General features: G+C 58.9%; 11 protein-coding genes. 3 read left to right on the top strand and 8 right to left on the bottom strand.

From position 1 onward, the window contains the following. Positions 1-369: 369 nt before the first annotated feature. Complete coding sequence (locus AC2FAJ_RS12840) at positions 370-1,626, top strand: nucleoside permease (protein WP_188245693.1); 1,257 nt, start codon at positions 370-372, stop codon at positions 1,624-1,626. Positions 1,627-1,705: 79 nt separating this feature from the next. Here the strand turns inward: AC2FAJ_RS12840 and citG are convergent, their stop codons facing one another. Genes citG through AC2FAJ_RS12880 form a run of 8 tightly spaced genes read right to left on the bottom strand, consistent with a single transcriptional unit; the run spans position 1,706 to position 9,014 of the window. Next, positions 1,706-2,509 carry a triphosphoribosyl-dephospho-CoA synthase CitG gene (gene citG / locus AC2FAJ_RS12845; RefSeq protein ID WP_485454214.1) on the bottom strand — a complete coding sequence of 268 codons (804 nt, stop codon included), beginning with the start codon at positions 2,507-2,509 and terminating at the stop codon, positions 1,706-1,708. Continuing rightward, positions 2,487-3,026, bottom strand: coding sequence for a citrate lyase holo-[acyl-carrier protein] synthase (gene citX, locus AC2FAJ_RS12850; RefSeq protein WP_485454215.1), 540 nt, complete (start codon positions 3,024-3,026; stop codon positions 2,487-2,489). Before citX ends, citG begins: the two co-directional genes overlap by 23 nt. Then, the gene (gene citF, locus AC2FAJ_RS12855; protein ID WP_028014382.1) at positions 3,023-4,546 is read right to left on the bottom strand and encodes a citrate lyase subunit alpha; all 1,524 of its coding nucleotides are present in this window, start codon (positions 4,544-4,546) and stop codon (positions 3,023-3,025) included. Before citF ends, citX begins: the two co-directional genes overlap by 4 nt. Positions 4,547-4,556: 10 nt before the next feature. After that, complete coding sequence (gene citE / locus AC2FAJ_RS12860; protein ID WP_041908314.1) at positions 4,557-5,432, bottom strand: citrate (pro-3S)-lyase subunit beta; 876 nt, start codon at positions 5,430-5,432, stop codon at positions 4,557-4,559. Continuing rightward, positions 5,429-5,722, bottom strand: coding sequence for a citrate lyase acyl carrier protein (gene citD, locus AC2FAJ_RS12865; protein WP_028014384.1), 294 nt, complete (start codon positions 5,720-5,722; stop codon positions 5,429-5,431). The genes citE and citD overlap by 4 nt, the downstream gene beginning before the upstream one ends. A gap of 16 nt (positions 5,723-5,738) precedes the next feature. Further along, the gene (citC, locus tag AC2FAJ_RS12870) at positions 5,739-6,761 is read right to left on the bottom strand and encodes a [citrate (pro-3S)-lyase] ligase (RefSeq protein ID WP_028014385.1); all 1,023 of its coding nucleotides are present in this window, start codon (positions 6,759-6,761) and stop codon (positions 5,739-5,741) included. Positions 6,762-6,771: 10 nt separating this feature from the next. Next, positions 6,772-7,635 carry a fumarylacetoacetate hydrolase family protein gene (locus tag AC2FAJ_RS12875; RefSeq protein WP_045630636.1) on the bottom strand — a complete coding sequence of 288 codons (864 nt, stop codon included), beginning with the start codon at positions 7,633-7,635 and terminating at the stop codon, positions 6,772-6,774. A 17-nt stretch (positions 7,636-7,652) separates the two neighbouring features. Next, positions 7,653-9,014, bottom strand: coding sequence for a 2-hydroxycarboxylate transporter family protein (locus AC2FAJ_RS12880; RefSeq protein ID WP_045630637.1), 1,362 nt, complete (start codon positions 9,012-9,014; stop codon positions 7,653-7,655). A gap of 345 nt (positions 9,015-9,359) precedes the next feature. Here AC2FAJ_RS12880 and AC2FAJ_RS12885 point away from each other — a divergent pair, with 345 nt between their 5' ends. After that, complete coding sequence (locus tag AC2FAJ_RS12885; RefSeq protein ID WP_252008576.1) at positions 9,360-10,985, top strand: ATP-binding protein; 1,626 nt, start codon at positions 9,360-9,362, stop codon at positions 10,983-10,985. Further along, positions 10,975-11,667, top strand: a complete 693-nt coding sequence (locus AC2FAJ_RS12890; protein WP_047367414.1) for a response regulator — start codon at positions 10,975-10,977, stop codon at positions 11,665-11,667. The genes AC2FAJ_RS12885 and AC2FAJ_RS12890 overlap by 11 nt, the downstream gene beginning before the upstream one ends. The last annotated feature ends 2 nt before the right edge of the window (positions 11,668-11,669 follow it).

Genomic DNA, 11,669 nt, shown 5'->3' on the forward strand with positions numbered 1-11,669 from the left:
CGCCCTCTCGGCGCATCCATGCGCCTCGCCCCGGCCTACAGGAAACGCCTCAGCGATTTACAGCCGGACCAGGACATCGCTGTAAGTTATTCATTTCTCTGAAGCAATGTTCATCGCTTCAGGAAAAAATTACTGGGGATCCCTCTCCCCTGTGGGAGAGGGTCAGGGTGAGGGCATCAGGCCGCACCTATCCTCCACCCATACGAAAATGTTATTTGCATCACAATCCAAACTGCAAATTAATGTGGATTGCATTTTTTTGCGGGAGGTAACAAAACATATCGTTGCCAACTGATAGAATTGCATCAAATAACAACCCTGAATGTTCCTATAACAACATATCTCCCGCTCACTTGTGAGGAAAGTAACATGAACCTTAAGCTGCAGCTTAAAATCTTGTCGTTTCTGCAGTTCTGCCTGTGGGGTAGCTGGCTGACTACACTCGGCTCCTATATGTTTGTGACGCTCAAGTTTGATGGTGCGTCAATCGGTGCCGTCTACAGCTCGCTGGGTATTGCGGCTGTTTTCATGCCAACGCTGCTCGGTATCGTGGCGGATAAATGGTTAAGTGCGAAATGGCTGTATATGCTTTGCCATCTGGTGGGTGCGGGGACGCTGTTTATGGCGGCCGAAGTGACCACGCCGGGGGCGATGTTTATGGTGATCCTGCTTAACTCGCTGGCGTATATGCCAACGCTTGGGCTGATCAACTCCATCTCCTACTACCGCCTGAAATCTGCCGGCCTGGATATCGTCACCGACTTCCCGCCAATCCGTATCTGGGGCACCATCGGCTTTATCATGGCGATGTGGGGCGTGAGCTTCGCGGGCTTCGAGCTGAGCCACATGCAGCTGTATATTGGTGCTGCGCTCTCCGTACTGCTGGCGCTGTTCACCCTGACGCTGCCAACCATTCCGGTATCTAACCAGCAGAAAAACCAGAGCTGGAGCACCATGCTTGGCCTGGATGCCTTCGCGCTGTTCAAAAACAAGCGCATGGCGATCTTCTTTATCTTCTCCATGCTGCTGGGCGCGGAGCTGCAAATCACCAACATGTTCGGCAACACCTTCCTGCACAGCTTCGATAACGATCCGCTGTTTGCCGGGAGCTTTATCGTTGAGCACGCGTCGGTGATGATGTCCATCTCGCAGATCTCCGAGACGCTGTTCATCCTGACCATCCCGTTCTTCCTGAGCCGCTACGGCATCAAAAACGTCATGCTGATCAGTATCGCCGCGTGGATGCTGCGCTTCGGCCTGTTCGCCTACGGCGACCCGAGCGCGTTCGGCACCGTGCTGCTGGTGCTGTCGATGATTGTTTACGGCTGCGCCTTCGACTTCTTCAACATTTCCGGTTCGGTGTTTGTGGAAAAAGAGGTGAAGCCTGAAATCCGCGCCAGCGCGCAGGGCATGTTCCTGATGATGACTAACGGCTTCGGCTGTATTCTGGGCGGCGTGGTGAGCGGTAAAGTGGTTGAGATGTACACCACCAACGGTATGACCGACTGGCAGCCCGTGTGGCTGATCTTCGCGGCGTATTCGCTGGTGCTGTTCTTCGCGTTCCTCGCGCTGTTCAAGTACAAGCACGTTCGCACAGCGCACGGTACACAGCCGATTGCGCATTAATTGTTGTGCCCGGTGGCGCTTCGCTTACCGGGCCTACAAAACCAGACCGTAGGCCGGGTAAGGCGTAGCCGCCACCCGGCTATTTTATTGCAGAGAGCACCCACCCCACCGACAGCAAATCCGCGCTGCCGCCCGGACTCAGGTTTCGTTCAATCAGTGCCTTATCCATCTTAAGCAACGCCTCGCGATCCCAGCCGTTAGCCAGCAGTTTCCGCGCATAGCCCTGAACGTAGCGCAGCCCCTGAATGCCGCCGCGCGACACGAGATTACTGTCCTGATTGACCGCCATCAGGCGCAACAGCAGGTCGTGAAGCGACTGTCCGTTCCACTGCCCCAGCGCCTTACGCACCGTCGCAAAGCCGCTCTCCGCCTCGCCTCGCGCCCCGGTTAAGCCGTACTGCTGAAACTGCCGCTCGCCCGCCGTCGCCTGCCCGCTGCGCGCTGCCAGCTCCCGCGACACCAGCCCGCTACAGATGTTACTCACCTCACAACAGAGGCTGCTGGCGGAGATATTTTTCACACGCCCGGCAGCGAAGCACAGCAGGCCGAGAGCAAAAATCCCACCCTTATGCGTGTTCACGCCGTTCGTCGCGGCGTACATCGCCTGCTCGCAGGCCATCCCCATCGGGCGGATAATCCGCAGCTGCTGAGCGGCTGGCTTGTCCGCATGTGCCTCGCCCAGCTCCGCAAAACGGGCAAACCACGGCGTAATCGCCGCAATGCTACGGACAAACAGCGCGTGGTCCATATCGCGATGGGAACCGTTGTTAAGCTTGTCCACCAGCCCCGGCTTGGGCGTCAGCTCCAGCTCCTGCCACAGCGCCGCTTCGGCAAGCCCGGGCACGTCAACCGGGCGCGGTTTAGTCGCGAGCAAACCAGTCATCGATCGTCTTCTCCACGCGGGAAACTACCTGCTCAACGGGATGGCGCCGCGAACGGGAGCAGGCATGCGCGGGCTCGTCGCAGATCAGGCAGCGCCTGAGGTTTGCCCCCAGCGACTGACGCCCCACGTGGCCATGCTGAGGACAAATCACGTCCAGATCCCACAGCCTGCCGAGCGGGTGCGTCTGCTCCAGTTCCGCGCAGTGCGCTTTGATTTCCGCCGCCGCATGGGCGACGCACCACAAGGCTTCCGGTCCGGTGGGCAGCCACAGCACCTGGCGGTCCAGCACCTGCCAGCGGTTCTCCCACAGCAGCTGGTCGCACATCTGGAGCGCCACGCCCATGGTGTTGCGATAGCGCTGGCTGTCCTTGATTTCCCCTGGCGTGACCAGCGTGAGGGAGATCACCGGCTGTTTATAGTGCTCAAGCATGTCAGCCTGACGGGCTGCGCGACGCTCCTTCGCCGCCAGCAGTTCCTCCAGGCTGACACCCGCCCGCACGGGTGTCGCTAAAATCATACTGACTCCTTCACCTGTCGTACGGTGTCGATCACGCTGCCGTCGCGGTAGCGGATCACACCGACTATTTTGTCTGTAAATTCAATCGGTTTCGGTACGCCGGTCAGGGAAATCGCCCGCTCATAGAGCGCGCTGATGTCCACTACCTTCAACCCGGCCTCCAGCAGCCGCTCGCGGATCTCCGGGCGCGCCGGGTTGACCGCGATGCCGTGATCGGTAACCAGCACGTCGATGCTTTCGCCCGGCGTGAGGCGCGTGGTCACCCGCTTCACGACGGTGGGGATGCGGCTGCGCAGCAGCGGCGCGACCACGATGGTCAGGTTGGCTGCCGCCGCCACGTCGCAGTGCCCGCCGGATGCGCCACGCATCACGCCGTCGGAGCCGGTGATGACGTTGACGTTGAAATCAACGTCAATTTCCAGGGCGCTGAGGATCACCACGTCGAGCTGGTCGCAGCTTGCCGCCTTGCTGCCGGGGTTGGCGTAGACATTGGTGGAGATCTCCACGTGGTTCGGGTTGCGCGCCAGCGAAGCCGCCGCCTGGCCGTCAAAGCACTGGGTGTCGAGCAGCTTTTCGATGAGCCCCTTCTCGTGCAGATCCACCAGGCTGCCGGTGATGCCGCCGAGCGCAAAGCGCGCCTTTACGCCGCTGCGCTCCATCTTCTCTTCCATAAAGCGGGTGCAGGCGGTGGCCGCCGCGCCGGAGCCGGTCTGCATCGAGAAGCCCGGCTTGAAGTAGCCGGAATGCTCGATCACGTCCGCCGCATAGCGGGCGATCATCAGCTCGCGCGGGTTGCTGGTGACGCGCGCCGCGCCGACGCTGATTTTCGCCGGGTCGCCCACGCTCTCGACCTGCACGATGTAGTCCACCTGGTCCTGCACCAGGCTGGCGGGCATATTCGGGAACGGCACCAGCTCTTCGGTCAGCAGCACCACCTTGCGAGCAAAGTGCGCGTCCACCATCGCGTAGCCGAGCGAGCCGCAGCACGATTTACCGTGCGTGCCGTTAGCGTTGCCAAACGCATCGCTGCACGGCACGCCGAGAAACGCCACGTCGATATTCAGCTCGCCGTCCTGGAGCAGCTTCACGCGCCCACCGTGGGAGTGAATGTGTACCGGCTCGTCCATCAGCCCGTGGGAGATGGCGTCCGCCAGCCTGCCGCGCATGCCCGAGGTGTAAATCCGGGTGATGACGCCGCTTTCAATATGCTCGATCAGAGCGTCGTTGCAGGTCATCAGCGAGCTGGAGGCCAGCGTCAGGTTTTTAAATCCCATCCGCGCCAGCAGCGCCACAACGGTGTTGATCACCCGGTCGCCTTCGCGAAAGGCATGGTGGAAGGAGATGGTCATCCCGTCCTGCAGGCCGCTGCGCGCTACGGCTTCTTCAAGGGAGGCACAGAGCTTGCGGTTGTGCTTCGCGTCACTATCCGCCAGCCAGGGCGTCGCGCTGTGGGCAGTATCAAAGGGTTTCAGGTCCCGCAGATGGGGGAAGTTTACGTGGAGAAGTTCAGTCTGATTCATTGTCTTATCCTTACCGACGCACGCCGGAAGCCGCCGCGCGCTCCAGCACCACCTGCGCGTGATTAATAATTGGTGCATCCACCATTTTGCCGTTGAGCGACACCACGCCCAGGCCGTTACGCTCGCCCTCTTCTGCCGCCTCAATCACCCTTTTGGCGTGATCCACCTCTTCCTGCGTCGGGGCGTAGGCGTTGTGCAGCAGGTCAATCTGGCGCGGGTTAATCAGCGATTTGCCGTTAAAGCCCATCTTGCGGATCAGATCGACCTCGCGAAGGAACCCAGCCTCGTCGTTAACGTCTGACCACACCACATCGAAGGCGTCGATGCCCGCGGCGCGAGCGGCGTGCAGCACGGCGCAGCGGGCATAGAACAGCTCGGTGCCGTCGCCGCGCTCGGTCTGCATGTCCATCACGTAGTCAAAGGCGGCCAGCGCGATGCCGATGAGGCGCGGGGAGCTGCGGGCAATCGCCACGGCATTGATGACGCCAATGGCCGATTCAATCGCCGCCATCACGCGGGTGGAGCCGACCTCGCGGCCGCACTCGCGTTCAATGCGTTCAAGATGGCCTTCCAGCTCGTAGACGTCGTCCGGGGTGTCGGTTTTTGGCAGGCGGATCACGTCCACACCCGCGCGCACGGCGGCTTCCAGATCCAGCAGGCCAAACGGCGTGCTGAGCGGGTTAATGCGCACCACGGTTTCGATATCCTGATACATCGGGTGCTGTAGCGCGTGGAATACCAGCAGGCGGGCGGTGTCCTTCTCACGCAGGGCGACGGCGTCCTCAAGGTCAAACATGATGGAGTCGGGGCGGTAGATAAACGCGGTGGAAAGCATGGCGGCGTTGGCGCCCGGCAGGAACAGCATACTGCGGCGGAGTTTACTCATTTCAGCGCCTCCCAGTTGATGGCCTGTTCATCGGCGGCACGCATCAGCGCGCTTTGCAGGCGGGCGCGAATAACACAGTCCAGCGCCCCTTTGTCTTCAATAATGATTAATCCCTGGCGCACGTTCATGGCGCGCAGCGTGTCGTTGACCACCTGGCGAATTTGCTCGCCAAACTGCTTAATCACTTCACTGTGGATGACAATCTCCAGCTCGCCGTGAGCGGGGGCGATTTTCACCATCAGGTCGCTGGACTCCTGCGTTCCGGCCAGCGCCTCCCTTACAATATTCATGATAAATTCCTGATAGTTATGCGACTTCCGCACTCGCACGATAGTGTGTTTCGAGATGCGCGAAGGTGGAGTCCGGGACAATCTCCCGGATCCGGGAAAACTGCTGTGTCTTGAGTAAACGGCGAACTTCGGACGCCGAAATGGCGTTGCCGGTGGCCTTGATGCGCGGCATCTCCACCACTTCGATATGCGAGGCCAGCAGGTCATGCAGCGTCTGGTTGTACTGGCGGGTGATGTCGCAAAAAGGCTCCGAGCCGATGAAGCGGTGCGTGATGCCGAGCGCCGGGGCGATGAAGTCCCGGAAGATCAGCACGTCGATCTCGCTCCACGCCTGCTGCACTTTGCCGGTCTCCTTCAGGAAGTAGGCCGGGAAGGTGGCGCGGGAGATGATGTACTGCGAGCCTTCATGCACCACCACGTTCGGCAGATGGGCTACGCCCGCGCGCACCATCTCGAGACGCGCGCTGAACGGGAAGAACGAGGCGTCTTCACGCACCACGAACAGATGCAGGGCATCGCACCGCTGCGCCGCCTGCTCCACCAGATGGCGGTGGCCGAGGGTGAACGGATTGGCGTTCATCACTATCGCGCCAGTTTTCTCCCCGCCCTTTCGCATCCGGCTTAAGGTACGGCAGTAGCGCGCGATCCCCTGCGGGGTGTTCTCCATCAGCACCGCGTTGTTCCCGCTCTGGGCAATTGGCCAGAAGCCGCTGCGGGCAAAGCGCTCCCGGTTGCACGGACGGGTGCAGAGGAAGAGGTGAAAATGGCCGCGCTCCAGCGCCGCATTTTCCACCTCTGCCAGCAGCCGCGCGCTGAGGTTTTCCCCACGAAGCTGCTCGTTGACCGCCACGCATTTGATGACGTTGCCGGCAAGTCCTGCGCAACCCACCAGCTGCGCGCCGGACCAGGCTTCGACAAACAGCGTGATGTCGTTGTCCAGGCCAAGGCCGCTGTCTGCCAGCAGGTAGCGGATCTGGCTTAAGCGTTCCGGGTGTTTCGCCACCAGCGTCTGGCGAAAATCGATGGGTTGACTGTTCATGCCGCCTTTCTCAGTGTGCCGCCGCAAGCCCGACGGCTGGCGCTTCAACAATCACGTTGCTCAGATGACCGATATGCTCGATCTCCACTTCAATGCGATCCCCCTCTTTCATAAACAGCGGCGGGTTACGCTTTTTACCCACGCCGCCCGGGGAGCCGGTGATGATCACGTCGCCCGGGCTTAAGCGGGTAAAGGTGCTGATGTACTCGATGAGCTCCGCGACCTTGTGGATCATGCTGCTGGTGTTGTCCTCCTGCACCATGCGGCCGTTAAGCCAGGTGCGGATCGCCAGGCTGTGCGGGTCCGGGATCTCATCCGCCGTCGCCATCCAGGGGCCAAACGCCCCGGTCTGACGCCAGTTTTTACCGGCGGTGAACCAGGTGTGCTGCCAGTCGCGGGCGGAGCCGTCCATGTAGCAGCTGTAGCCCGCCACGTGGCGCAGGGCGTCATCGCGGCTGATGTTCTCCCCACCCTTACCGATGATCACCGCCAGCTCGCCTTCGTAGTCGAATTCGCTGGAGTGGCGCGGCTTCAGCACCGGCTCGTTGTGGCCGGTCTGTGAGTCCGGGAAGCGGACAAACAGCGTTGGGGCCGGGTTGTGCTGGTCAAACTCCTTGCGCTTGTCGGCGTAGTTCATGCCCACGCAGAGGATTTTTTCCGGCTGCACGATCACAGGTAAGAAGGTGATGGCGCTCAGCGGTACATCCACCGCGTCGTTCAGGTAACGGGTGGCCAACGCCAGCCCGTTGCCCTGCAGCAGCGCTTTAAGGTCGCCATAGCGGTCGCCCAGGCGGCGGCCTAAATCAATCACGCCCTCGGCCTGGACGATGCCGTAGCTGCGTTTTCCCTGGTATAAAAAGCTTGCGAGTTTCATTGTTTTTTCCTGAATACTTAGACGAGGAAGTTGCCCAGAATCAGCAGTGAGACAGAGACGTTAATCGCCCCGCCGATACGGGTAGCAATCTGGGCGAAGGGCATCAGGCTCATGCGGTTGCCTGCGGTCAGGATCGCCACGTCGCCGGTACCGCCCTGGCCGCTCTGGCAGCAGGAGACGATGGCGACATCAATCGGGTGCATACCGATCTTTTTGCCGACGAAGAACCCGGTCGCCACCAGCGCGGAGACGGTGCTGATAATCACCAGCAGGTTGGTCAGCGTGAAGGCGGCCACCAGTTCATGCCACGGGGTAATGGCCACGCCAACGGCGAAGAGGATCGGGTAGGTCACGGAGGTCTGGAAGAATTTGTACACCACCTGCGAGCCCTCCAGCAGGCGCGGAGAGGCGCCGTTGCAGAGCTTCACCAGCACCGCCATAAACAGCATGCCAACGGGCGCAGGCAGGCCAATCAGCTTGTGGCCGAGCATGCCCAGCATGTACAGCAGCACCGCCAGCAGCGCGCCGGAGGCGATAGTCGTCACGTCCGCTTTACCGGAAAACGCAGGCTGAGAGACGGTGGCATCGGCATTCGCGCGGTTAGGCATCAGCTGGCCTTCACCGGTCAGGTGCGGGTAGCGTTTACCGAGCTGGTTCAGGCAGCCGGAGATGATGATTGCCGTCAGCCCGCCGAGCATGACCATCGGCAGCACGCGGCCGAGCGCTACACCCTGGTCCATATGCAGCAGGGTGGCATAGCCGATGGAAAGCGGAATCGCCCCTTCCCCGACGCCGCCCGCCATGATCGGCAGAATGATAAAGAAGAAGATCTGGAACGGCTCCAGGCCCAGCGCCAGCCCCACGCCCATGCCAACAATCATGCCGACGATTTCACCGCACAGCATCGGGAAGAAAATGCGCAGGAAGCCCTGAATCAGCACCGTGCGGTTCATGCTCATGATGCTGCCGACGATAATGCAGCAGATATAGAGGTAGAGAATGTTGGTGGATTTGTAGAATTTGGTCGTGGATTCCACCACCACGTCCGGCAGCAAACCGTAGTAGACCAGCGCGGAAGGGATAAAGGTGGCGCAAATCGCCGCCGCACCAAGCTTGCCGACAATCGGCAGGCGTTTGCCGAACTCACCGCAGGCAAAGCCGAAGAAGGCCAGCGTCGCCACCATCACCACGATATCGCTCGGCAGCTTTCCGCCCAGGCAATCAATCGCAATCAGCGCGCCCGCCAGAACGAACAGCGGCAGAGGAATAATCCCGATTTTCCAGGTATCCATAATATGCCACCACCGCTCCTTGAGGGATGGCCGCTGAATTTCAATCGGGTCGTGGGTAACAGAGAAAGAATCGTCAGTTGTGCTCATAAGAAGCCCCTTAGTTATTTTGTGCGTTCAGCTTAGAGTCACAAAGGCCTACTTTATGTGAGGAATGGCATATTAAAAGCGAAGTTTTAATGGCAGCTATGGTTTTTATGGTTTCTTTTATTTAATGTGATTTATGCCTTATTTATTATCGTGGTTTTTATGGTTTCTTTTCTGAATTGAACGACCAAATAACATTTAACTTAGCAGCATGAAGATCATAAGCCTTCTGGATAAATCATTTACAGCCCTTGCTGTGCAAGGGATCACAAGTTTCCCGCAAAGCGGACATCCGCATGAAAAAAGATGATATATTGACGATCTTTGCCGCTACTTTGCGTGATAGTTATGAAAGTCTCTTTCCAGATTAAGCTGTTTATTTCGCTGGTTGCCTTTTTCTCAGTACTTTTTGTGCTGCTGGGCGGATATTATTATGCCGATGTCGGAAAACAGCTTTATCAGGAAATGAGTGCGCGCGCTAAAATACAGGCAGAAGAGATTGCGCTTATTCCGTCATTGCGTACTGAAGTTGAACAAAAAGATATCAACGCCATTCATGATTTTATGCAGAAAATGGCCGCGCACAGCGACGCCAGCTTTATTGTCATTGGCGATAATACGGGACGGCATCTTTTTCACTCCGTCTTTGCCGACAGGGTGGGCACGACGCTGGTCGGCGGCGACAATGAGGCCGTATTGCAGGGGAAAAGCACGACAACCATACGTAAAGGCGGGTTGGGCATTTCACTGCGCAGTAAAGCGCCCATTTTCAACGACGCCGGACAGGTGGTCGGCATTGTTTCAGTTGGCTATCTCACCAGCTACCTGGACACCATTACCGTCAGTAAAGTGGTCAATATCCTGATTGCCGCCGTGCTGCTGCTGATCGCCCTCTTTGTCTTCTCCTGGTTCTTTACCCGTAGTATTAAGAAGCAGATCTTCTCCCTGGAGCCACGAGAGATCGGTCTGCTGGTGCGCCAGCAAAAGGCGATGATGGAGTCCATCTACGAAGGCGTGATTGCCATTGATAACGAACGGCGCATAGAGGTGATCAACCAGGCGGCGCGCAAGCTGCTGGGCCTGAGCCAGCCGGCCCGGGAACTGCGCGGGCAGCTGATAAGTCAGGTGATCGATCCGGTCCCGTTCTTCGACACGCAGACGATGCTGGCGAAAGATACCCATGACGAGATTTGCCGCTTTAACGATCTCACGGTGATTGCCAGCCGGGTACACATCATGCTTGAGGGGTCGCTGCAGGGCTGGGTGATCACCTTCCGCGATCGCAACGAGATCGACTCTCTCAGCAGCCAGCTCAGCCAGGTAAAACGCTACGTCGATAACCTGCGCATTATGCGTCATGAGCAGCTGAACCGGATGACCACCCTCTCCGGCCTGCTGCATATGGGCCGCTATGAAGAGGCCATTCGCTACATTCAGGCGCAGTCGGAGCATGCTCAGGAGCTGCTGGACTTTATCTCCTCCCGCTTTAGTTCCCCGACACTTTGCGGGCTGCTGCTGGGAAAAGCCGCCCGCGCGCGTGAGAAAGGCGTCGAGCTGAGTTTCGACCCGGCCTGTCGGCTGGACAAACCGTTCCTGCCGCTGGGAGAGCAAGAGCTGATTTCGATTATTGGCAACCTGCTGGATAACGCCATCGAAGCGACGCAGCGATCGCCGCTCCCGCATGCGCCGGTGGAAGTGCTGATAAAACTCAGCGAGCAGGAGCTGATTATTGAAGTGGCCGACCAGGGCGTTGGCATTACCCCGGCGATCCGTGACCGGATATTTGAACGCGGCATCACCACCAAAACGCGGGGCGATCACGGGATTGGCCTGTATCTGATTGAAAGCTACGTCACGCAGGCTGGCGGCACAATAGAAATTGCCGATAACATGCCGCACGGGACCATTTTCTCACTGTTTATCCCGGCCTCGGGAACCGTCCGGCAACTGGAAGATACCGACTATGCAACATGAACTTATCGACGTACTGATTGTTGAAGACGAGAACGAACTGGCACAGCTGCACGCGGAGCTTATCGGTAAACATCCGCGCCTGAGGCTGGTGGGGATTGCCGCGTCGTTGGCCGACGCGCAGCGACAGCTGGAGAGCAAACAGCCGAAGCTGATGCTGCTGGATAACTACCTGCCGGACGGCAAAGGCATCACCCTTATCAGCAACCCGATGCTGGCCCGCGCCAACTGCTCGGTGATTTTCATCACCGCCGCCAGCGATATGGACACCTGCAGCCAGGCCATTCGAAACGGCGCGTTTGACTATATCCTTAAGCCGGTCTCCTGGAAGCGGCTCAGCCAGTCGCTGGAGCGTTTTGTGCAGTTTGCCGAACAGCAGCGGGTCTGGAAGATTGTCGACCAGCAGAACGTGGATTCACTCTATCAGTTACAGGCGAAAAACTATCGTCTGGACAACGGCAGCAAGGGAATAGAGGAGAACACGCTGGCGCGGGTGCAAACGCTGTTTAACAGCAAGGCGGCGCACTGCTTTACGGTGGATGAGGTAGTGAGCGAGACGGGGCTGAGTAAAACCACCACCCGACGCTATCTGGAACACTGCGTGGAGGTGGGTTTTCTGACGGTGGAGATGCTGTACGGGAAAATTGGGCATCCGAGGAGGATGTACCGCCGCGCAGAAGCCTGACG

It is taken from the genome of Enterobacter cloacae complex sp. 385G4, from assembly GCF_057320665.1.

Coding starts and splice junctions, on each gene's coding strand:
- AC2FAJ_RS12880 (WP_045630637.1), bottom strand. CDS start 9,014: ATGAGCACAACTGACGATTCTTTCTCTGTTACCCACGACCCGATTGAA.
- citX (WP_485454215.1), bottom strand. CDS start 3,026: ATGATTTTAGCGACACCCGTGCGGGCGGGTGTCAGCCTGGAGGAACTG.
- AC2FAJ_RS12885 (WP_252008576.1), top strand. CDS start 9,360: ATGAAAGTCTCTTTCCAGATTAAGCTGTTTATTTCGCTGGTTGCCTTT.
- citC (WP_028014385.1), bottom strand. CDS start 6,761: ATGAACAGTCAACCCATCGATTTTCGCCAGACGCTGGTGGCGAAACAC.
- AC2FAJ_RS12875 (WP_045630636.1), bottom strand. CDS start 7,635: ATGAAACTCGCAAGCTTTTTATACCAGGGAAAACGCAGCTACGGCATC.
- citF (WP_028014382.1), bottom strand. CDS start 4,546: ATGAATCAGACTGAACTTCTCCACGTAAACTTCCCCCATCTGCGGGAC.
- citG (WP_485454214.1), bottom strand. CDS start 2,509: ATGACTGGTTTGCTCGCGACTAAACCGCGCCCGGTTGACGTGCCCGGG.
- AC2FAJ_RS12840 (WP_188245693.1), top strand. CDS start 370: ATGAACCTTAAGCTGCAGCTTAAAATCTTGTCGTTTCTGCAGTTCTGC.
- citE (WP_041908314.1), bottom strand. CDS start 5,432: ATGAGTAAACTCCGCCGCAGTATGCTGTTCCTGCCGGGCGCCAACGCC.
- citD (WP_028014384.1), bottom strand. CDS start 5,722: ATGAATATTGTAAGGGAGGCGCTGGCCGGAACGCAGGAGTCCAGCGAC.
- AC2FAJ_RS12890 (WP_047367414.1), top strand. CDS start 10,975: ATGCAACATGAACTTATCGACGTACTGATTGTTGAAGACGAGAACGAA.